The 24,830-nt window shown below is 34.3% G+C and carries 19 protein-coding genes; 14 read left to right on the top strand and 5 right to left on the bottom strand.

Going from position 1 to position 24,830, the window contains the following annotated elements; all coding sequences use genetic code 11:
• Positions 1-130 precede the first annotated feature (130 nt).
• Positions 131-1,048, top strand: a complete 918-nt coding sequence (locus tag ACFS3A_RS16595) for a DsbA family protein (protein ID WP_379826863.1) — start codon at positions 131-133, stop codon at positions 1,046-1,048.
• A 206-nt stretch (positions 1,049-1,254) separates the two neighbouring features.
• Here the strand turns inward: ACFS3A_RS16595 and tnpA are convergent, their stop codons facing one another.
• Entirely contained in the window at positions 1,255-1,716 is a 462-nt protein-coding gene (tnpA, locus tag ACFS3A_RS16590; RefSeq protein ID WP_379826676.1) for an IS200/IS605 family transposase, read from the bottom strand.
• Positions 1,717-2,097: 381 nt separating this feature from the next.
• On the opposite strand from tnpA, the gene ACFS3A_RS16585 reads away from it, so the two are divergent.
• The 3 genes from ACFS3A_RS16585 to ACFS3A_RS16575 are packed head-to-tail and all read left to right on the top strand — an operon-like array spanning position 2,098 to position 3,325.
• Positions 2,098-2,604 (top strand): hypothetical protein, encoded by a 507-nt coding sequence (locus tag ACFS3A_RS16585; protein WP_379826675.1) that lies wholly within the window; start codon positions 2,098-2,100, stop codon positions 2,602-2,604.
• Positions 2,605-2,627: 23 nt separating this feature from the next.
• Positions 2,628-3,017, top strand: coding sequence for a hypothetical protein (locus tag ACFS3A_RS16580; RefSeq protein WP_379826673.1), 390 nt, complete (start codon positions 2,628-2,630; stop codon positions 3,015-3,017).
• Positions 3,018-3,049: 32 nt separating this feature from the next.
• Positions 3,050-3,325, top strand: coding sequence for a PrgI family protein (locus ACFS3A_RS16575; protein ID WP_379826672.1), 276 nt, complete (start codon positions 3,050-3,052; stop codon positions 3,323-3,325).
• A 64-nt stretch (positions 3,326-3,389) separates the two neighbouring features.
• Here ACFS3A_RS16575 and ACFS3A_RS16570 read toward each other — a convergent pair whose 3' ends face one another.
• From ACFS3A_RS16570 to ACFS3A_RS16560, 3 genes are all read right to left on the bottom strand, one after another.
• Positions 3,390-3,758: a SpoIIAA family protein gene (locus tag ACFS3A_RS16570; protein WP_179005665.1), complete on the bottom strand. Its 369-nt coding sequence runs from the start codon at positions 3,756-3,758 to the stop codon at positions 3,390-3,392.
• 302 nt (positions 3,759-4,060) lie between these two features.
• Complete coding sequence (locus tag ACFS3A_RS16565; protein WP_379826671.1) at positions 4,061-5,989, bottom strand: metallophosphoesterase; 1,929 nt, start codon at positions 5,987-5,989, stop codon at positions 4,061-4,063.
• A 131-nt stretch (positions 5,990-6,120) separates the two neighbouring features.
• Positions 6,121-6,756 (bottom strand): HAD family hydrolase, encoded by a 636-nt coding sequence (locus tag ACFS3A_RS16560; RefSeq protein ID WP_379826670.1) that lies wholly within the window; start codon positions 6,754-6,756, stop codon positions 6,121-6,123.
• Between the two features lie 210 nt (positions 6,757-6,966).
• On the opposite strand from ACFS3A_RS16560, the gene ACFS3A_RS16555 reads away from it, so the two are divergent.
• On the top strand, positions 6,967-8,136 hold the full coding sequence (locus ACFS3A_RS16555; protein ID WP_379826669.1) for a DUF4861 family protein: 1,170 nt from the start codon (positions 6,967-6,969) through the stop codon (positions 8,134-8,136).
• Positions 8,137-8,246: 110 nt separating this feature from the next.
• On the opposite strand, the gene ACFS3A_RS16550 is transcribed toward ACFS3A_RS16555, so the two are convergent.
• Entirely contained in the window at positions 8,247-9,254 is a 1,008-nt protein-coding gene (locus tag ACFS3A_RS16550) for a substrate-binding domain-containing protein (protein WP_379826862.1), read from the bottom strand.
• A gap of 225 nt (positions 9,255-9,479) precedes the next feature.
• Here ACFS3A_RS16550 and ACFS3A_RS16545 point away from each other — a divergent pair, with 225 nt between their 5' ends.
• The 9 genes from ACFS3A_RS16545 (at position 9,480) to ACFS3A_RS16505 (ending at position 24,830) form a co-directional block, all read left to right on the top strand.
• Positions 9,480-9,929: a YhcH/YjgK/YiaL family protein gene (locus ACFS3A_RS16545; protein WP_379826668.1), complete on the top strand. Its 450-nt coding sequence runs from the start codon at positions 9,480-9,482 to the stop codon at positions 9,927-9,929.
• Between the two features lie 3 nt (positions 9,930-9,932).
• A complete protein-coding gene (locus tag ACFS3A_RS16540) occupies positions 9,933-10,595 on the top strand; it encodes a bifunctional 4-hydroxy-2-oxoglutarate aldolase/2-dehydro-3-deoxy-phosphogluconate aldolase (RefSeq protein WP_379826667.1) in 663 nt (220 codons plus the stop codon).
• A 29-nt stretch (positions 10,596-10,624) separates the two neighbouring features.
• On the top strand, positions 10,625-11,437 hold the full coding sequence (locus tag ACFS3A_RS16535; protein ID WP_379826666.1) for an SDR family oxidoreductase: 813 nt from the start codon (positions 10,625-10,627) through the stop codon (positions 11,435-11,437).
• Positions 11,438-11,559: 122 nt separating this feature from the next.
• A complete protein-coding gene (gene uxuA / locus ACFS3A_RS16530; RefSeq protein ID WP_379826665.1) occupies positions 11,560-12,744 on the top strand; it encodes a mannonate dehydratase in 1,185 nt (394 codons plus the stop codon).
• Positions 12,745-12,947: 203 nt separating this feature from the next.
• Positions 12,948-14,576, top strand: coding sequence for a DUF4955 domain-containing protein (locus tag ACFS3A_RS16525; protein WP_379826664.1), 1,629 nt, complete (start codon positions 12,948-12,950; stop codon positions 14,574-14,576).
• 86 nt (positions 14,577-14,662) lie between these two features.
• The gene (locus ACFS3A_RS16520) at positions 14,663-18,754 is read left to right on the top strand and encodes a two-component regulator propeller domain-containing protein (RefSeq protein ID WP_379826663.1); all 4,092 of its coding nucleotides are present in this window, start codon (positions 14,663-14,665) and stop codon (positions 18,752-18,754) included.
• Between the two features lie 215 nt (positions 18,755-18,969).
• Positions 18,970-21,972: a SusC/RagA family TonB-linked outer membrane protein gene (locus ACFS3A_RS16515; RefSeq protein ID WP_379826662.1), complete on the top strand. Its 3,003-nt coding sequence runs from the start codon at positions 18,970-18,972 to the stop codon at positions 21,970-21,972.
• Positions 21,973-21,988: 16 nt separating this feature from the next.
• Positions 21,989-23,509: a RagB/SusD family nutrient uptake outer membrane protein gene (locus ACFS3A_RS16510; protein ID WP_379826661.1), complete on the top strand. Its 1,521-nt coding sequence runs from the start codon at positions 21,989-21,991 to the stop codon at positions 23,507-23,509.
• A gap of 142 nt (positions 23,510-23,651) precedes the next feature.
• Positions 23,652-24,830 carry a glycoside hydrolase family 88 protein gene (locus ACFS3A_RS16505; protein ID WP_379826660.1) on the top strand — a complete coding sequence of 393 codons (1,179 nt, stop codon included), beginning with the start codon at positions 23,652-23,654 and terminating at the stop codon, positions 24,828-24,830.

Genomic DNA, 24,830 nt, shown 5'->3' with positions numbered 1-24,830 from the left:
TACAGACGAACTTTGTTTGAAGTTAATTTTTTAAAACAAAGCGAAAATTTAAAATAATTATATGAAAGTACTTTCGCTATTCTTAATCTTGATTTTCAGTACAAGCTGTCAATCACAAACGCATTCTAAAATGAACGAAAACAAAACAAATCCGCTTTTATGTGATCCTGTAAGCGGAACATGTGAAATGCCTTTAGCAGAATCATCAAATGAAAATAGTACTATAAAAACTGAAAACAAACCTGTAAAAATAATTTACTACACTGATCCAATCTGTTCTTCGTGCTGGGGAATCGAGCCTCAACTTCGAAAATTAAAACTGGAATATGGTGATTATTTCGAAATCGATTATCGTATGGGCGGATTATTACCAGACTGGAGTTACAACAGTGGAGGAATCAGTAAACCATCTGATGTTGCGCATCATTGGGATGAAGCTAGTTTATATTACGAAATGCCAATTGATGGCGATGTTTGGCTGGAAGATCCTTTAGATTCTTCTTATCCTTCGTGTATTGCTATGAAAGCGGCTCAGATTCAGAATAAAGAAAAAGCAATAAAATTTATGCGAATCCTTCGTGAGAAATTGTATCTGGAAAAGAAAAACATAGCTAAATGGGAAAACATAGCCGAAGCCGCAAAACTTTCGGGTTTAGATCCTGAGAAATTAAAAAAAGATTTTGATGGTGATGCTAAAAAACTTTTTGAAGAAGACTTAAAACTAGGAAAATCATTAGGAGTTAGAGGATTTCCAACTTTATTTTTTTCTGACGGAAATAATAATCAATTGACGGTTTATGGTTCTAAACCTTATTCGGCATATGAAAATGCTTTGTTAGCTCTTTATCCTGAAAGTAAAAAAGAGAAATTTGAAAGCAAGAACACCTTATCGATTTTTGAAGTTTACCCCACTTTAGCGCCAAAAGAATATGCTGTTATTCAGGATATTTCTGTCAAAGAGGCTGCCATTATTCTGGAAGAATTATACAGCAAAGGAAAACTGAATAAGAAAACGATAAAAAACGGTTCTTTATATTCTTTAAAATAATACTTCCATGTAAATTTCGTTCCGTAGGCGCGTTTGATTGATCATCTTAAAAATGACATTAGACGTCCCTACGGGACGAAACATAAAATGCCAACATGATTTTTCTACCGACGAGATGTTCCTAACGGAACATTATTTTTTTTGCAAAAAAATATTTTCATGAAATGTCTTATTGCTGAAATTTATCTCTTAGATATTCTAGTTAGTTATTGAATTGGCTCTTTAAAAATATATCTATCATCATATTCTATTTCAAAAGCTCTCAATTGTTTTTGATATTCCTCTAAAAATGTTTCTTGTTTATGATGCTGTTCCTGATTTTCTATGTATCGAATAACATTTGGAACATGGCTTCTTGAATATGAAAATGCTCCATATCCTTCCTGCCATGCAAAATTTGTGCATAAATTTTGCTCCTTAATCCATTTTGTGGTTTCAGATTTTACATTTTGCATAAGAGACGAAATAGACTGTGTTGGTCTCATTCCGATAAATATATGAATATGATCAGGCATACTATTTATACACAACATTTTATGCTGATGTGACTGAATTATACCTGTAATATATTTGTGTAATTTATCTTTCCATTCTGGTGCAATTAATGCTTTTCTATATTTTACTGCAAAAACAAATTGTATATGCAATTGTGTGTACGTATTTGCCATAAGTCTACCGATGAGATGTTCCTAACGGAACATTTTTTAAACATTGACGATAAAATTCAAAAAAGTCAATAATTCATCTATCTTCTGGAAGACATTAAAATGTCATTTTAAGCCAAAATGAAAATGTTCCGTTAGGAACATCTCATTGGTAGAACTCAAATTTTAATCGTCATTTCGTTTCGTCCTGTAGGGACGTTTTTGACAATCCGGATTTTGTTTTAATATTTTACGATTTTAGCATTCAATATAAACACATAACGGTAACCAACTGAAAATTATAGAAATACCAAATATATTTCTGTAATACATTTTAGCAATTGCTAAATTAACTTTGTAAAACAGGCATTTTTCAAATCAAGATAAACATTAAAAAAAGAAATTATGAAAAATCTAAATAACGAAAATTATGGTCAATACGATCCTGATTTCATAGACCAAAATACTCCCGTAGATTATCAGGCAGATTCTTTTTATGATGAGCAAAATTTATTTCAAAACGTAAACGAAGATCACTACGGAGAACAAGATCCTGATATAATAGATCAAAATACTGCTGTTGAAAACGAAAACGCTATTTATGAAGAAGATCACGATCAATATCAGTATCAGTATCAGGAAGAATTTATTGATGACGGAAGAAATGTCTCAAACGATTCTTTTCAAAATGAAACTTTAAGAGCAGAAAACATTCCGAATCAGGAAAGAATTATTAATGAAGACGGACTCATTACAAATGACAGTGAAATAAATCATCATAATGATGAAAATGACGTTCCGACTGATATAAATCAGGAAAATGATGAAGAAAAAGAACGAGATTTGGATAAAGATGAAGAACTAAATGACTTTGATGCCGAACATTATCCTGAAAACCATCCGAGAGAATAAATTAAAATTCTCTCCTATCAACCATGGAAATTGTAAATCAAATCATTTGGCTTTTTTTTCTGGCGATTCCTATTGCCTGCATTAGCTGGACCGTAACGCATGAAGAAATTTTTAGGGAACCTCATGAATGGTGTGTCAGACATTCCAAAAATGACAGGTTTTTATTGTCACGAAAATTTTTCTATCTGTTTACGTGTGAATATTGTTTTAGTCACTATGTCACGATTGCCTTTTTAATCCTTTGTGATTATAAACTTTTGTTAAATGATTGGAGAGGTTATATTTTGGCAGGGTTTTCTCTGGTTTTTGTAGCAAATGTTTATATGAGTCTTTTTGCTTTATTGCGTCAGGCCATTAAAAAAGAAAAGGTTGAAATCGAAAAAATCGAGAGTGAAACTGAAAACGATAAATAAAAAAATAAGTAACAACTAAATAAATTAACATTATGGACAACTTAAATTTCATTGACCCATTATTACACGGAATCACTCCTGAGACAAGTAAATCTCTTAATCTGTCTGTAAAACAAATGGTCTTTGCAGGAGTTGGAGCTCTTGTTGCTTCGGCTGTTTTAAAAAAGACCGGACACCCAAAAGCCAGTGCAGTCGTAGGAAGTATTGCCTTGCCGATTTTAGCTTCTGCATGTTATAAAAAATACAATCAGGTGACTAAAGAAAAAATCGATGCTAAATCTAGCAGTGGTATTGAGTACAATCATTAATCACTTTATGATACTACAAAAAGAGCGCTATACAGCGCTCTTTTTTTATGACTTCTTGTAACTTTTAAGAAATATTTCCTTCCACCCAATTCAAGGCTTTATTAAATTCTACTCTTTTATATCCTCGAAATTCACCCGGAATAATAAAACTAAATCCATTTGTGAATGAAATGATTTCGTCTGTGTCGGTTACAATAGCTGCTCTATTCCATTTTCCAAGATGTTTCAGTCCAAGGAGCGCGTCCTGAAGCCATGCCCCCGCGGTGAAATTCTGAATATCAGTATCTAATACCAGTAAAAAGTTTATTTCATTTATTTGTTTAACTAAATGCTCTACAGCAGGAACGACAGCTGTTAAAAAATCATCTTTTGTTACTTCTGCCAAAGCTCTAAAAGCTACAACATTATCGGTAGTGTCAATTTGATGTATCATCTTAAGTACTTTTGAGTTATTTAATGAAGTTTGTTTTAGATTTCAATCTATACTCAAATATACTTATTATCAATCACATAAGAATTATATTTAACTATTCGTTTATTATATTATTTCGAGTGACTTAAAAGTTTTTTTACCGCAAAGTACGCTAAGATTTTGCGCAAAGCACGCAAGGCTTTTTATCTAAGATTATGCTAGATAAAAGTAAAAATTCGCAAAGCTTTATGGATAAAGCTTTGCGAACTTTTTTATTTATAAAATTCAACTTAAAAAATTCTTTGCGTGCTTTGCGCAAAATCTTAGCGCTCTTTGCGGGTAATCTCACCAGTATGAAGATCAACTGTAAAATGATCCGCAGGAACTTCATGCATGAATTTATTAAAAATACTGAAGAACAATTTCATCTGCTTTTGTAAAGGTTTTGAAACATCCTCTTTAGAATCTAGAAACAGCTTTGATAACACTTGATAAGAAACTATTCTTTTTTCTGAAACATCGGCAAAAGCCAATTCATCTGCACTTCTAAAACGGTAAAAATCAATTAGAAGATCATTTCCTGTCCAATTAAAATCTTCGCTTTTTAGTTTGTTTTGAACTAAAATTTGTTGCAATTTCATTTCAGCTTCTTTCCATTGATTCTCAAACTGACTTTTATTTTTTAATATAAAATCAAAATCCTGATCGGATTGTATGTTTGTTAAAACCAATAAATCTTTAGCAGAAACATTTAAGATAAAATCCTTAAATTCTGTTGGCCAATCATCTTTTAGAAAACGAAGACGTACTAATTCCTTCAAATGAAAATCGGTAAAATCATGATAATTTTTGGTCTTTAGAATATCAATATTCCAAATATCTTTAGAGTTTTGATTTTCCAAAAACTGATATTCCATTTTATACAAATCAAACAGTTCATCATACCTTGGAACATTATCAATTGTAATCGTTTGAATATCGACAACATTTTCTTTCTTTAAAGTCAGTAATTTATATGCCGGAATATAGGCGGCAAGTGACGGAGTCTGGATATTTACTAAAGTATTCCCTTTTTGAGTTGTTCTAACTCCCGTATCATTAATATGCATGTGGCCTCCAAAATGAATTTTCAGTCCGGCATCGGCAAAAACCTGCGCCACTTCTTCAACCGGAACACGGTTTAACTGCCATTTATTTGGACCAAGCAATTCTTTTATTTCTGTGGAAGCATCATCATTAAAATCAATCATCGGAAAATGACTGAAAGCCACTAAAGTTTTTCCCTGTTTTTTAGCCTGAGCCGAAATATCTTCCACCCATTTAATGAGATGTTTTTTGTTTGAAAGCACATTGTTATAACCCGTACTCGCCTCAGAATAACTTTTAGAATCTTTTGGATCACCATCCATTTTCTTCGGAATATAAACATTTCCGTCTATTGCCATTAACCAAAGTCCATCAATTGGTTCAACCACATAACTCACATCCGGAACTTGGTAACCAGGTGCAACTTCATACATTCTATTAAATAATTTTGAACTTTCCTTTGCCTTTTCAAACGAATATGTTTCACTTGTATAATTAGAAAATGGAGTTGCCCAGAATTTATTCTTTTTGTTGGGATGAAAGCCAAAATCTTTCAGGTTATCTGTAATTCCTAAATAACCCATTTTAGCAATATCGGCTGTTAGGACAACAGGCTGTTCAATGTGTAGATTGGGCTTATACATGCCGTCTTTGCTATAAATGGGCTGACTTTTACCTTCTTTTCCTAAAAAATCTTCCTTGCCCGATTCTTGTGCAAATGGTCCAACCGGATCGTGATTTCCTGTAGTAATGAAGAATTCTATTCCATACTTTTTTTGATATTCATCTAAAATCTTCGCCAATCCGTGAACGTGTATCGGCTGACCATCATCTGTGTAATCTCCGGGAAGCGCTACATATTTTATCTTTCGCTTTGCGATATCTTCTAAAGCTGCTAAAAAGGCAAAATAATTTTCATTAAAAATTCGTGTGGAATGAAGTTGAGAGGACATCGTTCGTACCAACGCGTATTGTCCTGTTTTCGGATTTAAGACACCTTTATAATCTGAATCTGAAAATCCGCCAAACAAATCCTGAAGATGCACATCAGATAAAAAGGCAATTTGAGTTCCGTTCAGATTTTGTTTCTTTTGTGCATTTAACGAACAAATAGAAAAAGAAATAAAGACAAATATTTTCAGTAAAGAAATAACTTTAGTAGGCATAAATTCAGGTGTAGAATGGGCTGTTTGTAAATATTGTAATTCTAAAAATAGAAATGCAATTTTATTGATTCTACCGTAAATTCTCTTTATGCTATTGTTATCGAAAGATAATTTTTAGGTACACATTAAATTTAAAGCTCCAGTAATATTTTTAATTCATCATAAGAGTGGAAAATAATTGCTCCTTCTTGTTTTAAATCTTCGTTGTTAAAACCATTCGCAAAACCATATACTTTAAAGCCACCGTTTATTCCTGCCCGCACGCCTGCAACACTATCTTCTATTACAACGCAGTCTTCTACATTAAACCCCATTTCTTTAGCAGCATGCAGAAAAATTCCCGGATCTGGTTTCCAGCTTTTAATAATGTACGAACTAAATATTCTGCCTTCAAACCTGTCGAGTAATCCGGCAAGTTCAAGATTAAGTCTTATTTTTTCTAATGGTCCGCTTGACGCTGTACAATATCGTATTTTAAGATGATCCAGAAAATCAACAATTCCTTCCATTGGCTTAGTGCCAATTTTGAAAGCTTCAAAACTTCTGTCCCTGTAATTGGACTCAAAATCCTTAGGTAGTTTTTTTCCGATTCCGTTTTCGATCTGCAGAAAACAATCTTTGAGACTTCTGCCGTTAAAAAGATGATAGGCATCTTCTAATTCCATTTGAAATCCGTGTTCAGATGCCATTTCAAGTAATATTCCGTTACCTATTTTTTCTGTATCAACCAAAACTCCATCACAATCGAAAATAATACATTTAACCATTTTTACTGATTTTCATTTAATTATAAATTATCCTGAACTAAAAGTCAGGAAACGTAATTTACAAAAAAAACTGTTTTCTTTTCTAGTGATTTTTAAGTCATTTTCAATTCTGTACAGAATTACTCCGATTTTGTATTTGCATTTATTTTATGATTTGTACTTTTATAAATCCTATCAAACCGATTTTTAAAAAAATTAAATTTATAAATTTTGAAAAAACACTTTTTATTTACCGCAATTCTGGCTGGAACTTTTACGATTCAGTCACAAAACAAAATCATAACCATCAACAATAACTTAAAAGTCGAGAGAGAGTTTGAAACCGTTGAGTTAACTAAAAAAATACTCGGATTAGCAGCAGACGCTAAACTTGAAAATTATACTGTAAAAGATCTCAGTAATAATTCATTCGTAGAAACTCAAACTGTAGATAATGATGGAGACGGAATTATGGATATCCTTTTATTTCAGCCAAAACTAAAGGCTTCTTCTAAACAGGATTTTGAAGTTTTAGTTGGAACTAATCCAAACGCTTCTAAAACAATAAGCTGTTATTCCCGATTTGTTCCGGAAAGAACAGATGATTATGCCTGGGAAAACAATAAAGTTGCCTTTAGAACATACGGCCCTGTTGCACAAAAAATGGTAGAAGATAATATTCCGGGAGGAACTTTAACCAGCGGAATTGATGCCTGGCTAAAAAGAGTTGAATATCCTATTATCAACAAATGGTACGATAAAATGACTACAGGAAAAGGAACCTACCATAAAGATACCGGAGAAGGTTTAGATAATTTTCAGGTTGGCCCGAGTCGCGGCGTTGGTGGAATCGCAGTAAATGTCGATGGGAAATATTATTTTTCTAAAAATTTTACAAGCTGGAAAACGATTACAACAGGACCAATCAGAACTAGTTTTATTTTAACCTATGCCGACTGGGATGCTAATGGAAATAAAATTACCGAATCAAAATTAATCAGTTTAGATTACGGAAGCCAGCTTTCCCGATTTGAAATCAATATTACAGGTACTAAAACTGTCGCTGCCGGAATAACACTTCATGATAAAAAAGGAACTACCGGAACCAATTTAAAAGAAGGTTGGTTAAGTTATTGGGAACCTATTGATGATTCTGAAATTGGTTTAGGATTAGTCGCTCCAAAAGGCACTTTAATCAGTTTTGATAATCATGTTACGGACGAAAAAGATTTGAGTAACCTTTACGGAAATATCGTCGTTAAAAACAATACAGCTGTTTATTATGTTGGTTTTGGATGGAAAAAAGGAAGTCCGTTTCAGACTAAACAAGAATGGGAAAAATATTTAAGTTCTTTTGCAGAGAAAATTAATAATCCTTTGGTAGTGAAGGTTAAAAAATAGTTTTGCCACGAAGGCACTAAGACACAAAGGTTTTCCTTTTTGATTTTAAACATAGCCCACGATTGAAACCGTGGGCTATATTGAAATACAATAATCTTTAAATTTGAATCTTACTTCCTTACAGGAAAATAATTCTCCTTCAAAATAATTTCCAGCGGAATATAATGGGTTCGCTCCGCATCTTCCTGAAGAACCAATTTCTTATACAAATAATTAATTCCCATATAACCCTGATCTTCGGGTCTTTGGTTAATTAAAAAATCAATTACGCCTTTGTTGAGATATTCTATATTTTCTTTCAACAAATCATAACCAATAATTCGGACACCTTTTATGCTGTTTTTGTGTAAAAATTCGGCAACAATGTAAGCTCGTGAATTAGGTACAAAAACGCTGTTTATTCCGGAAAACATTTCCAGACTTAATTGGTCTATTTTGGAATCTTTTAAAGTGACTTCAGAAAATTTAAAATTCGTCAGTTCGTTATGATCTTTAAAATAAGAATAGAAACCATCAATTCGCTGTAAATAAACCGAAGTACTTTCTATCTCTCTCGTAATTTTAAAAATCAAAACCTGTCTTTCATTTTTTACAGCAAAACTGATTAATCTTCCCGCCAGATATCCGCTCTGAAAAGCATCCTGCCCTACATACGCGTGCTGATTATCTTCAGAAATATTGGAATCAATCATCACAACCGGTATCTTTTTCTTTTGATATTGCTTTAAAAAATGAACCGAATCTTCATAAAAAATGGGTGCGAATAATAAACCATCGCAATCAAATTCCATTACATTTTGAACCGTTTCTTTAAAAGATGCCAGATTATAATCGTAGAAAAAATAATCCAGAACAATTCCGAATTTACTAAACTCCACAGCGGCTTTTTCAATTCCTTCAACCTGACTTTTCCAATATTCTAAAGTCTCAGATTTTGGAAGAAAAACAGCAAAGTGAAATTTCTTATTCAGCGCCAGATTACTAGCGAGAATATTTCGTTTATAACCAAACTCTTCAATAATTGCATTGACCTTATCAACAGTCTCCTGCGCAACCTGTCCGCGTTTGTGTATAATCCTGTCAATTGTTCCCGGCGAAACATTAGCTAACTCCGCAATTTTCTTGATTGTTATGATATTGATTCTTTTTAAGTTAAAAAAATAAAAGCAGTACGGTAAAATTAATTTTATTTTATAAAATAAGTTGTTTTACAATGCATTTTACATACATTTGTAAAATACCGTGTACGCACACGCAAATATACACATAACATCTAAAAAACAATTTTTTTTTATGTTATCTATTGAAAACTAACTAGTAAAACCAGAAAAAATCTATACAGAATGATAGTAGATTCACTACAAAATGCTGCAAAGTATTACAGTCTTCATCCAAATTTTCAAAAGGCATTTAATTATGTAAATCAAAATGATATTGCCAATCTTGAAGAAGGAGCTTTTGAAATTGGAGAAGGTTTAAAACTAATTGTAATTGTTGGGCAAGGAAACACAAAAGAAGAAGCCGTTAAAGGTTTTGAATGTCATGATCAAAATATTGATATTCAGATTTCTATTAAAGGTCCTGAAACTTTTGCCTGGAAACCGAGAGAAAAATGTGTAAATCCAAATGGAGATTACAGTGATGAAAGAGATGTTCGATTTTTCCACGATGCGCCCGATACCTTTTTTGAATTACAGGAAAAACAATTTGCTATTTTATTTCCGGAAGATGTCCACACTGCAATGATTGGTGAAGGATTGTTGAAGAAAATTGTAATCAAAGTTAAAATATAAGGTATGAGTGCCATTCAGAATGCTATAGATGTTATTTTAAAACAAGGAATGCTTCCTTTATATTTTAATGCCGACGAAAACAAAAGTCTAACAATTTTAAAGACACTTTACAATGCAGGAATCAGAGCCGTAGAATACACTAACAGAGGCCCTGAAGCGATTTCTAATTTTAAAAAACTAGTTGAAATCAGAAATGCAGAATTACCGGGCATGTTATTAGGAATTGGTACAATCAAAAACTTAGCTCAGGCAGAAACGTATTATTTAGCCGGAGCTGATTTTTTTATAAGCCCAGGTTTTGTTCCGGAAGTTGCTTCCTTTTTAATAAGTAAAGAAGTATTATATGCTCCGGGTTGTATGACTCCAACAGAAATTATTGCGGCTGAAAATGCCGGAGTAAAATTCATTAAACTTTTCCCGGGAAATATTTTAGGGCCTGACTTTATGAGCGGGATTAAAGATGTATTCCCAGATTTAATCTTTATGCCAACAGGTGGTGTTGATACGACTCATCAAAGTATTGAAACCTGGTTTAATGCCGGTGTTTGTGCTGTTGGAATGGGAAGCAAATTAATCAGTAAAAAAGTAATGCAGGATGAGGCTTATGATACAATTGAGGAAGAAACTAAAAGAGTTTTAAAATTGATTGAAAGCATCAGAAAGTAGAAATTCAAAATATAAATTATAGAAATAAAATGAATTCAATATTTAATTTAAAAGGAAAAATTGCTTTAATAACAGGCGGTGCCGGAGTATTAGGAAGCAGATTTGCAAATGTATTGGCAGAGCAAGGTGTTGTTGTAGGTATTGTTTCTCAGTCCTTAGAAAAAGCAGAGAAAACGGTAAAAGACATTGAAGCTAATGGCGGACAAGGATTTGCTGTTCAGGCAAATGTTTTAAACAAAGAAGAATTAGAAAAAGCAAAAAATCTAATTGTAGAAAAATACGGTCGTTTAGATATCTTAATAAATGCTGCCGGAGGAAATATGCCAGGGGCAACAATTCAGCCGGATCAGGCAGTTTATGATATGAAAAGCGATGATTTGCAAAAAGTAGTAGATTTGAATATAATTGGAACTATGCTTCCAACGCAGGTTTTTGCAGAACTTTTTGCTAAGCAGAAATCAGGAAACATCATCAATATTTCATCAGCATCGGCGCAAAGACCTTTAACGAGAGTTGTAGGATATTCTGCTTCAAAAGCAGCAATTGACAACTTCACACAATGGATGGCGGTTGAACTAGCACAAAAATATGGTGAAGGACTTCGCGTAAATGCTATTTCACCGGGATTCTTTATCGGCGAACAAAACCGTGCTTTGTTATTGACTCCGGAAGGAAAATTGACTCCAAGAGGCGAAAAAATTATCGATCATACACCAATGGGAAGATTTGGAAGTCCGGAAGATATTGATGGCGCTTTATTATTCCTTTGTAGTGATATGTCAAAATTCGTAACAGGAACAATCTTAAAAGTAGACGGCGGATTTGCTGCAACAAGTATTTAAGATTTAACAAACTCCTGCAAGGTTTTGGAAACCTTGTAGGTATAATTTTTAATTTACAATAATCTATAATAAACCTTCAAGGTTTTACAAACCTTGAAGGAAATAAACCAAAAACATAAAACATGGAACAAACATTAAGATGGTTCGGACCAAATGATCCTGTTTCTTTACAAGATATTAAACAAACCGGTGCAACCGGAATCGTAACCGCTTTACATCACATTCCGAACGGAGAAGTTTGGAGTATCGATGAAATTATTAAGCGTAAAGTTGAAATCGAACACGAAGACGGAGATCCTAAAAAAGGGGCTTCGGGCTTAACCTGGTCTGTTGTGGAGAGTATTCCTGTACACGAAGACATTAAAAAACAAACAGGAAATTATCTTCAGTACATTGAAAACTATAAAGAAAGCATTCGTAATCTGGCTCTATGCGGAATTAAATGTGTTTGCTATAATTTCATGCCCGTTTTAGACTGGTCAAGAACTGATTTATCTTATACGGTAGAAGATGGTTCAAAAGCTTTACGTTTTGACATCAATGCTTTTGCTGCTTTTGAATTGTTTATTTTAAAAAGACCGGGAGCTGAAAAAGAATATTCAGCAGAACAGACTCAAAAAGCGAAGAGCTATTTTGAAGCTATGACCGCTGAAGACAAAGTGAAATTACAACAAAACATTTTGGCCGGACTTCCAGGTGCAGAAGAAGCTTACACCGTTGAAGATTTCCTTGTTACCCTAAGTGCTTACAATCATATTGACAGACAGGCTTTAAAAGACAACCTTTTCTTCTTTTTAAAAGAAATTATTCCGGTTGCTGAAAGTAAAGGAGTTTTAATGGCTATTCACCCGGACGATCCACCCTATCCGATTTTAGGTTTGCCAAGAGTAGTAAGTACGGAAGAAGATTTAATTGAGCTAATGAATGCTGCCCCTTCTCAGTCAAACGGATTTACAATGTGTACGGGTTCATATGGTGTAAGAGCTGATAATGATTTGCCGGGAATGGTAAGACGTCATGGTGATAAAATGAATTTTATTCACTTAAGAAGCACCCAGCGTGATGAAGAAGGAAGTTTCTATGAAGCCAATCATTTGGAAGGAAATGTAGATATGTACGAAGTTGTAAAAGCAATTTTGGAAGTAGAAAAAAGAAACAACAGTACTTTGCCAATGCGTCCTGATCACGGACACCAAATGCTGGATGATTTGAAGAAAAAAACAAATCCGGGTTATTCTGCAATCGGCCGTTTAAGAGGTTTAGCAGAACTACGCGGACTTGAATTAGGGATTAAACGATCTTTATAATTGGTCTTGCCACTAAGACGCTAAGGCGCAAAGATTTTTTATAGACTTATGTTTTAGTCTCGCAAAGTCGCAGAGACGCAAAGTTCTTTCTCATTTTTGTCATCCTGACCAAGAATGACAAACTAAACTAAAAAAACTTTGTGTCTTAGTGCCTTCGTGGCAAATCACACACAAAAACCTTACTAACCACAACCACAAAAACCATGATTCGCCAAGCCATTATTGTCTCCTGTGGCTTTTTTATGAATACCATATTGGCGCAGGAATTACCTAAAATTATTACTTCAAAAACAAATTATCTTCCTGATTTTAGTTATGCAGGCTATCACTTCGGCGAAAGCCAAATACCTGAAGTCAACGGAAAAGTTATTAATGCAACCGATTTTGGCGTAAAAGCAGATGATGATCTCGATGATTCAAAAGCATTACTAAAAGCATTCAAAGCGGCTAATGCTGTTGAAGGAAACGTCATTTTGCAATTGCCGAAAGGAAAAATTATCTTAAGCGATATACTCTACATCGAAAGAAGCAATTTTGTGCTCCGAGGCGCAGGTTCTGACGAAAACGGAACCGAAATTTACTGTCCAAGACCCATGATGTATCTTAAAGATCCTGAATCTCTGGCAGAACTTCGCGAATATTTAACCACTTTTGACAAAAGACAACGTGAACCAGAAAACAATATCGATTTGCCTTTTTCACAATATGCGTGGTCCGGAGGTTTTATCTGGACTCAGGTTCCGAGCGAACGTGTAAAATCGTATCTGGATAAATATGAACCGGAGCCGAATGTTTTAGCAAAAGTCAGTTCCGGGAAAATGGGAGAATTTACCATCAATGTTTCTGATGTTAAAAACCTGAAAACAGGTGATATCGTCGAATTACAGTTGTTCAACAAAGAGGGTGAAAACGGCGAAATCATCAAAGATTTATATCAGGGTGCCAAAGTAAAACCGGGCTCGCATCACTGGCAGTTTCCTAAACTTCCTATTGTCAGACAGCAAGTTGAAATTGTTAAGATTTCAGGTTCAAAAATTACAATTAAAACGCCTTTAACTATTTCTATTAAACCTGTTTATCAGGCACAATTAGTAGAATGGAAACATTTAAATGAAGTTGGAATCGAGCATCTTCGTTTTACATTTCCCGATATTCCAAGAGTCGCGCATCATGTTGAACCCGGAAATAATGGTATTTTCTTAACCCGTTTATTCAACAGCTGGGTAAAAGATGTTAAAATCACCAATGCTGACAGCGCAATTTTAGCCGACGAAGTTTCTAATGTAACGGTTCAGGATATTACAACAGACGGACCTCATTTAGCACATTATACCGTAACTTTAGGTGGTGTTCATAATGTATTGGTCAAAAACTTAAAAATCTATAATAAAACAGTACATCCGTTAAGTTTCAACACTTTTGCAACCAAAAACGTGTATCAAAACTGTGAGATTTTTGCCGATGCCCTTTTAGACCAGCATTCGGGTGCCAATCATCAAAATTTGTTTGATAATATTACCGTTCATATTAAACCCGATAAAAACAATAGTTACCTTTTATTTGGTGGTGGCGGAGCTGAATACTGGAAGCCTTCACATGGTCCATTTAGTACATTTTGGAATCTAAATGTTCAGGTTGAAAATCCAGAGACAGCAAAAACGATTCTATTATACGGAATGAAAGATGGCGCTTTTGCCCGAATAATTGGAGTTCACGGAAATACAAAATATGAAATCAAATACGATGTTGATCCTTATATTGAGTTTTTAAATACACCAATTGAAAAAATTCCGTCTCTTTACGATTATCAATTACAAAGACGCCTAAAATAAGTTAAAACTGCCACAAAGGCACAAAGACGCAAAGCAATTAAACAAATTTTGCGTCTTTGCTGTTTTGTGGTAAAAAAATAAACGCTATGAAATACAAAATAGCTTTTCTTGCAATTGTATTTATTTTCGGGAATATATTTTCCCAAAATAAATACCGCCTTAAAAATATCTCCACAACCGACGGACTTTCGCAGAGTTCTGTTATTGCCATACATCAGGATAAATTTGGACAGATGTGGTTTGGTACGCGTGATGGTCTCAACAAATATGATGGCAGTCATTTTACGATTTACCGAAATGATGTGAGCGATAAATTTTCGATCAGCAATAATGATATTTTAGCAATTGAAGAAGACAATTCAGGTAAAATCTGGGTTGGAACTTATAATGGATTAAATTGTTACGATCCCGTTTCGAATAAATTCACAAGATACTTGCATACCAAATCCAATCAGACAATAAGTAATAATGCGGTTTGGACTATTAGGGAAATAGGCGGAGAAATGTGGTTTGGAACATCAAAAGGATTAACGATCCTTAATAAGAAATCGGGATTATTCACTTCGGTATTTCATTCTGATGAAGATACGTCAACACTTCCAAGCAATAATATTCAGAGCATTGTAAAAACTAAAAAAGGCGAAATCTGGATTGGAACTACTAAAGGCTTATGTCTACTTATCAATAGAAAAGGTGAAAAATTTGCTTTTAAAAATTATCCTCTCAATACTGTTGACCTTCTAAATGTACAATCGGTTATTGAAGATCAAAATGGCGATTTATGGGTAGGAACCAAAAACAAAGGACTTTTAAAATTCGATCAAAAACAAAAAGCATTTGTATCGTTTTTAGACGCCAATAAATATCGCGAAATTAATACTGATATCAGATCTTTAGTAATCGATAATCAGGGTTTCTTATGGGTTGGCGCTTATGATGGAATTTATATTTTAGGAAAAGATAAAAGCCTGCAAAAAATCAACAATAGCAATAATAGTAACGGAATCGACAAAGTAAAGTCGGTTTTTATGGATAAAAAAGGTTCTATCTGGATTGGCTGTTATTACAAGGGCGTAAATCTTTGGGATATTTCTAATGTCAATTTCTCAAACTACAATCAGAATTCGAAAAAGATTCCGATGAGTTTTGATGTGGTCAGTTCTATTATTGCGGATAAAAACCATAATGTTTATTTTGGAACTGAAGGCGGTGGTATAACCATCTATAATACAAATTCAGAAGCCGTAAGTTATATTAACAGTAAAACGGGACAAACCAACAAAAATGACATTAAAGCAATGTGTCTTTCCGACGATCATATTTTGTGGATTGGAACATTTTCTAAAGGATTATCAGCTTACAATACCATTTCAAAACGGATTGAAGATAATCGAATTACTTCGAGTCTAAGTGATTTATTAAAAGATACCGGAGTTTATTCGCTCAAAACGGAAGGAAATATTTTATGGATTGGAACATTTGGAAAAGGTTTAGTTCGTTATAATACACTGGACAAAACCTTTGATATTCTTGGAAATGACAATACAAAACCCGTTTTCCTAACCAATAATATCGTTCGAACGATTTTAGTTGACAAACAAAATTATGTTTGGATTGGAACTCAAAACGGACTCAACCGAATTCCGTTAAAAAACTTCAATCCAAAAAAATATAAAATTCAGCATTTCTTTTACAATCATACTGCTTTATCCGGTGACGATATTCTAACCCTGTTTCAGGATTCGGAAAAAAGGATTTGGGTCGGGACTAAAGCAAAAGGACTTCATTATTTTGACGGAAAAAAATTCAACCATATCCATCTTAAAGTCGGAAATACAGTGATTACATCTATCCATTCTATTCTGCAGGATGATGATAAAAACTTATGGATCAGTACCAATCAGGGAATTATAAAATACAATACAAATAGAAAAGCAATCGTAAGTTACGATCAGAAAGACGGATTAGCGAGCAATGAATTCAATGATAATTCGGCCTTAAAACTGGCATCAAATCAATTCTATTTCGGAAGTCCATCAGGAGCGACGTTTTTTGATCCGACAAAAATTTCGCTGAATAGTTATGCTCCTCAGGTTTTAATTACGGATTTAAAAATCAAAAATGAAACGATACACGCTAACGATAAGGATGCTATTTTAGAAAAAAGTGTTGGATTTACTCAAACCATAACACTGGACTATGATAAAGCTAATTTTACGATAAATTTTGCTATTCCAAATTACATTCGATCTAAAAATAATCAATACAGTTATCGTTTAACAGGTTTAGAAAACAACTGGACAACGACTAAAAATACCGAAGCCAATTTTGCCATTCAAAATCCGGGAACTTATACATTTGAAGTCCGAGGCGCAAATAATGACGGAGTTTGGAATCAGACTCCAACAACTTTAACGGTAATTGTAAATCCGGCTCCGTGGCGCAGCATCTGGGCATTTTTATTGTACGGAATTGTTATCGGTTTGGGATTATACGGTTTAATCTGGATTATGAAATCAAAAGCCAGACTGAAACAAAAACTGGAATTGGAATATCTGGAAACCAAACGTATCGAAGAAAACAATAAACTAAAACTGGATTTCTTTACGAATATTTCACACGAATTCAGAACACCGCTGACTTTAATTCTGGGGCCTTTGCAACAGATTTTGGCCGATTATAACGGAACAAACGAAATGTACAAAAAGCTTCTGGTAATAGAAGGCAGTGCAAATCATTTGTTGAGTTTAATTAATCGTTTAATGGATTTCAGAAAACTCGAAAATCATCAGGTTGCACTGGAATCGGCCAACGGAAACATCGTCAAATTTACACGAGAAATCTATTTATCTTTTATTGAATATGCCAAAGACGGCGGTTACGATTATACATTTGAAACTTCTGATGATGAAATTCTGGTTTATTATGACCGTTACAAACTGGAGCGTGTGTTTTATAATTTGATTTCTAATGCTTTTCGATATACTCCAAAAGGCGGTACAATCAACATTAAAATCAATCACAATCAGGAAAACCTTTTTATAGCTGTAGAAGATTCAGGAGTTGGAATTGCCGAAGAACATATCGATAAAATCTTTGATTTGTTTTTTGAAGTTCCAACGCACAATCAGGTTCAGAAAAATTACAATAAAGGAACAGGAATCGGACTTTCAATCGTAAAAAACATTGTAAAACTACATAAAGGTTCTATTGATGTAACCAATAAACCAACTGGAGGTGTAATCTTTACAGTAACATTGCCGCTGGGACGTGAACATCTTTCAGACAGTGAAATTATTACTGATTTTAAAATCAGTGATGATGTGGAGCAATACGCAGCGCAATTAGAACCTTCTGAAATTGTTGAAAATGAAGATCTCGAAGATTTAATTGTAAACGAGGAAAAACAAACCATTCTCCTTGTTGAAGATCATAAGGTTTTGAGAAAGTTCATGAAAAACTTACTCAAAAAAGATTACAACATTATTGAAGCCGAAAACGGAAAAATTGCTTTTGAAAAAGCTTTAAAATATGTCCCGAATTTGATTATCAGCGACGTTATCATGCCTGAAATGGTGGGAACTGAATTATGTTCTAAAATAAAAGAGAATTTAAAAACCAGTCATATTCCTGTAATTCTTTTAACATCCAGATCTTCATTAGTCTATAAATTTGAAGGATTGGAAAGCGGTGCCGATGATTACATCAGTAAGCCATTCAATTTAATGGAATTCAGGCTTCGTGTTAAAAATCTTCTGAACACAACTGAACGTTTAAGAATCAAATTTTCAAGCGAAGACAGTTTTATCCCGTCGGAGATTACGGTTTCTTCATTGGATGAAGAATTACTGAAAAAAGCATTTAAAATTGTCGAAGAGAATATTTCAAATGAACAATTTGATATTCCGTTTTTCTGTTCCGAATTGGGTGTCAGTCGAACCATGTTATTTTTGAAAATTAAAGCCTGGACCAATTGCACACCAAATGAATTCATTCACGAAATCAGATTAAAACGTGCGGCTCAATTATTGGAACAAAATAAACTAACCGTTTCTGAAGTAAGTTATAAAGTTGGTTTTAATAACCCGAAATATTTCAGCAAATGCTTTCAGAAAAAATACGGAGAAACTCCGTCTCAATATGCAGACAAATTTTATAAATCTTCTGCTATAATTTAAAAATCCACTGTTTTAAAGGCTTAAAAAAGGGTATCTGTATTTTTGGATACCCTTTTTTGTATTTCTATATCGTTTTCGGCTTCTACATTTGCGATATGAAAATCAAAAAAACGAACTTCTTGTTATTACAAATTCTGTTTGTCATTCTCGTAATTGGAATGAGTTTATTGCTTTTCTATTTTATCTAAACTTATTAACCTTAAACCGAAAAATGAATGTTTACAAACCACAAGAAAAAACCGTTTAAATGGTGTTTACTGGTCTCTTTTTTACTAGTAAATTTCATCATGAACGCACAGGAAAAAAAAGTGACGGGAAAAATTACTTCAAGTGAAGATTTACTCGGACTTCCTGGTGCCAATGTCTATATCAAAAACTCTTCGGTTGGAGCGTCTGCGGATATGGATGGAAATTATACTGTTATTGTATCTGAGAAAAATGCTGTTTTAGTTTTCAATTTCGTCGGATTTCAAACTGTTGAAATTCCGGTCGGAACTAAAAATGTAATCAATGTAAGTTTAAAACCAGATACAAAAGCACTTGATGAAGTAATTGTAGTAGGATATGGAACTCGTAAAAAGAGTGATATTACAGGTTCTGTTTCTTCTGTAACCGCAAAAGAACTGACTGCTTATCCTGTTTTAAATGCCGAACAAGCGTTGCAGGGGCGTGCTGCCGGGGTTTCCGTACAAACTAATAATGGTGGTGAACCCGGAGCTCCGGTAAAAATCAGAGTCCGTGGCGGTACTTCGATTAACGCCAGTGGTGATGCGCTTGTCGTTGTGGACGGTTTTGCAGGAGTTTCTATGCCGGCACCTCAGGATATTGCTTCTATCGAGGTTTTAAAAGATGCTTCGGCAACGGCAATTTACGGATCAAGAGGTTCAAACGGGGTTATTATGGTTACAACAAAAAAAGGAAAACCAGGAAAACCTGTAATTGAATTCAGTAACTCAACTTCTATACAATCAGTAAACAATAAATTGCATTTATTAAACGCAGATCAGTTTGCAGCTTACAGAAAAAGTTTTACGACGCATACACAAGGTCCCGCAAATACAGACTGGCAGGATCTAATTTACCGTGAAGGAATGATTTCGAATACACAATTATCATTTTCAGGAGGATCTGAAAATATGAGATATTATGTGTCTGGAACTTATTTTAACCAAGACGGAGTTGTAATTAATTCCGGTATTGACAAATACACTATTGTAAGCAATCTAGAAGCCGATTTGTCTCCTAAATTTAAAGTCGGTTTAAATATTTTTACCAGCAAACAAAACAAAGAAGGAATCGTAAGTCAGACAAGTGCCGGAGGAACCGGTGCAGCTGGTGTAATTGCATCGGCTTACCGTTTTATGCCTGACAAAGGGATTTATAATGCTGATGGCTCTTACACCACAACAGCTCCAATTGGTGATGATATTGACAATCCGTATGCAACTGCAATGGAAAATATTTTAGAAACCGTTTCTATTGTAAACAGAAGTAACTTTTTTGCGCAGTATCAAATCACAAAAGATTTAGATTTTAAAACTACTTTAGGTTTAACCGATAATAATTCACAGACTGGAAGATTTATTCCGTCAACCCTAATTGCTGGAAAAAATATCAAAGGAGAAGCTTCTGTAAACAATACCAGATTTTCTTCATTCTTAACAGAAAATTATCTGACTTTTAAACGTGAAATTATCGACAAAGGAATCTTAACAGTTCTTGGAGGTTATTCGTATCAAAAAAACAAAAACGAAAATTCTTATGCCGCTTCAAGAGGATTTCTGACGAATACTAACTCTTATAGAAATTTAGGTGCGGGAACCGTATTTTTAAAACCGGATTCCGGTTTATCTGAAACTGAATTGATTTCTGCTTTCGGAAGATTAAATTTTGATTACGACGATCGTTACTTACTAACTTTTACTGCCAGACGAGATGGTTCTTCAAGCTTTAGTAAAAACTACAAATACGGAACTTTTCCATCTGGAGCAATTGGATGGAATATTAGCAAAGAAGCTTTCTTAAAAGACAACAAAACCATTTCGAACTTAAAATTAAGAGCTAGTTATGGAGCAACCGGTAATCCTTCTATTGGTGCCTACTCTACTCTTTCCCGCTTTTCTGAAATTTATTATGTAAGTGGCGACGTAATTGTAAATGCGGTACAGCTGACTTCTTTGGATAACCCGAATTTAAAATGGGAAACTTCATATCAACAGGATTATGGAATTGATTTAGGTTTATTTGATAACCGAATCAGCATTACGGCAGATTATTATAAAACTATTACTAAAGATTTATTATTTAACAGACCACTTCCGGGAGTTTCAGGAATTGCTTCTCAACTTCAAAACGTGGGCGAATTGGAAAATAAAGGATGGGAACTGGGTATTAATACCAAAAACTTTATTGGTGCTGATTTTACATGGTCTACCAGCTTCAATATCTCTTCCAACAAAAACAAAGTACTAAAATTAGCTGATAATAAAGATCTTTTAATTAACTCTGCTCCCGGTCACTTTTTGGCAACAGAATCTCAGATTTTGAGAGTAGGACAACCTGTTGGTTCTTTCTTTGGTTTTGTTTATGATGGTGTAATTCAGCAGGGAGAACCTGTATTACCAGGAAATTTTGAAACTATTGCCGGAGGAGAAAAGTTCAAAGATGTTAACGGAGACGGTAAATTAGATTCGCAGGATAAAACCATCATTGGAAATCCAAATCCTGATTTCATTTTTGGTTTCAATAATGATTTCACTTATAAAAATCTGGATTTAAACATCTTCTTTCAAGGTTCACAAGGAGGTCAAATTTTAAACTATACTTTAATGGAATTAGCATCAGGAAACAATAATGCTACCACAGAAGTTTTAGATTCCTGGACACCAACAAATACAGATACCAATGTGCCTATCAATGCAGCAAGAACAAAAAGAATTACTTCGAGATTTGTTTACGATGGAAGTTATATTCGTTTGAAAAACATTTCATTAGGATACAGTTTAAGCGAAAATATTGTTTCAAAAATAGGGTTAAACAAGGTTCGTTTTTACATAAGTGCACAAAACCTTTGGACAATTACAGATTATCCGGGTACAGATCCTGAAACGAGCTATTTAAACGATACGAATTCAAGAAGCAACACCAATTTAGGATTAGATTACGGCGGTTATCCAAACGTGAGAACGTTTACAATAGGTCTTAATGTAAAATTCTAATTAAATCACAACCATCATGAAAAAATATATAGCTTTTCTATTCTTCGGAACATTCGCTTTTTTGGGATGTTCTGATTTGGAAGAAAAACCGGTAGGTATCATTCGTCCAGACAACTTTTTTAACAATACAGATGATTTACAGGCGGCAGTAAACGGTGCTTTTGCCAATATCGCCCACAACAATTACTGGGGAAGAGAATTTACAATCGCCCTGATGCTTCGCGATGACATGGCCGACATTGGTGACAGAACAACTCAGGCGGCACGTATTGATGTTAACGACATGAGTATGAACGATACTAATGCCCTTGTAGCCAATTTTTGGCCTCAATCTTATGTTATTATCACAGCTGCAAATCAGGCAATTGAAGGTGCTAAAAAAACGCCTGGAGATCCTGCCAAAGTAAATGCCATTGTAGCTCAGGCTTATTTTGCGAGAGCTTTTACTTATTATCATTTGGTACGCCTTTTTGGAGACATTCCATACATTGATTTTGTAGTGACTGACGTTAATCAGATTAATTCGATGAGCAAAACTAAAGAAGCAGACGTTTATCCAAAAATTATCGCCGATTTAGAATTTGCGAAACAATGGCTGGAAGATAAACCAAAAGTAAAAGCAGTTCCGGGAAAAGGTACTGCTGCAGGCTATTTAGCATCTGTTTACTTAACTTTAGGAAACTTCCAAAAAGCTTATGACGAAGCCAAATACGTCATTACAAACGAAGCCAAATTTGGTTTAGGACTGGATGCTGATTTTCAGGATTTATTTAACGCTACTAAAACCGCTACATTAAAAGAACCTTTATTTACAATTGACTTTAACAACCTGACTTCAGGAAATTACGGTCAGGATTATACAGCGTTTTTCACAGGTTCACTAAAAGATGACAGTTACAGTTACGGACAAGGATTCTCTGTTGCCGTTCCATCTTTAAAAGTATTTAATACCTGGGATCAGAGAGACTATAGAAGAGCGGTAAGTTTTGATACGATTATCAGAAAGAAAACTGGTCCAGGCGGTGCTTTACAGGTTTATCCATCAAGCGATAACGAAAAAGCACCTCGTCCGCATATTGCTAAATATTTCCGTTTTCCGGGAAAAGCAGGTGCTAACGGAAGAACTTCGCAGCACAATTACATCACAATGCGTTTTGCAGAAGTTTTATTGACTGCTGCTGAAGCTTTAAACGAAATTACACCCGGAACTTCAGAAGCTGACGGTTATGTCAACCGTGTTCGTGCAAGAGCTAGAAATAAAGCCGGAAAATTAGTTTCTTTTCCTGCAAACGTAACTCCGGGTTTATCTCAGTCCGATTTTAGAAAAATGGTTATTGACGAAAGAAGACTAGAACTGGCTTTTGAATACATCAGATGGTATGACATCAAGAGACTTAAAAATGGTCCCGAAGTATTTGGTCCAAATGGTTTAGAACCTCACGCCAATTTTGATCCGAATAAAGATTATTTATGGCCTTTACCAGGAACCGAATTAGCAATTAATCCGAATTTAAAACCAAACAATCCTGGTTACTAAAAATTAGAATTAATTAATGAATCTGCTGGATATAAATTCATTTGATCCAACAGGTTACATTAATTAGCAGGAGATCGCCATGATTCAGCTAAAAATTGAAAAGTGGCGATATCACATTCCAATAAAAAAATAATACCTGTACATGAATAAAATTAGTTTCGTTTGTTTAGTTCTTGGATTTGCATCGCTGGCAGCAGCATGCAAGTCTGGAATTAATCCTCAAACAAAAAACACAGCAACAAATAATCTTCTGGAAACGCGTTACAAAATGTTACTCGATTATCCCGTTGATTCTATGTCGATGCCCAGAAGTATGAATATTAAAACCAATGAGATTCGAAAAGTCCCTTCAAGAGACTGGACAAGTGGTTTTTTTGCCGGAAATCTTTGGCAGTTATACCGATTGACAGGTGACTCGAAATATAAAGAACAAGCCCAAAAATGGACTCCATTCAGTAAAAAAGAAAGTATCAACAGTAATTCGCATGACGTAGGTTTTAAAGTGTTTTGTAGTCTTGGAGAAGCGCTGAAAGTGGAAAAAAAGAAAGAATACGAAGCTGTAATTATTAAAGGCGCTGAAACTTTATGCACAAGATTCAATCCACAAGTAGGCTCTATTCGTTCTTGGGATTTCAACAAAGAAATTTGGGATTATCCCGTGATCATTGATAATATGATGAATTTGGAACTGCTTTTTGAAGCTTCTAAATTATCCGGAAATCCAAAATACCGCGACATTGCAATTAAACATGCCAATACAACTTTAAAAAATCAGTTTAGAGAAGACAATTCGTGTTATCACGTTATCGATTATAATCCGAATACAGGTGAAGTAAGAAAGAAAACAACGCTTCAGGGATACAGTGACGATTCGGTTTGGGCACGCGGTCAGGGATGGGCAGTTTACGGATTTACCATGTCTTACCGCTATACAAAAGATCCAGCCTATTTAAAACAAGCCGAAGCGACAGCGAAATTTTTTATGACCAATAAAAACCTGCCGGAAGACAAAATTCCATATTGGGATTTTAAAGATCCGGCTATTCCAAATTCACCTCGTGACGTTTCTGCCGCAATGGTAATGGCATCAGCATTATATGAATTATACGGTTATACTAAAAATCAAACTTATTTGGCTTTCGCCGATAAAATGATGGCTTCGGTACAAACCAATACCTATATTTTAGATCATAAGATTAAGGCACCTTTTCTTTTTGATCACAGTACCGGAAACTGGCCAAAACACGATGAAATTGACGAACCAATAATCTACGCCGACTATTATTTTCTGGAAGCTTTACTAAGAAAAAAAGCCTTATAA

This window comes from Flavobacterium notoginsengisoli, assembly GCF_042686225.1.
Taxonomy (GTDB): domain Bacteria; phylum Bacteroidota; class Bacteroidia; order Flavobacteriales; family Flavobacteriaceae; genus Flavobacterium; species Flavobacterium notoginsengisoli.
The sequence above is the reverse complement of the archived record's forward strand: the minus strand, read 5'-3'. Positions and strand labels throughout refer to the sequence as shown.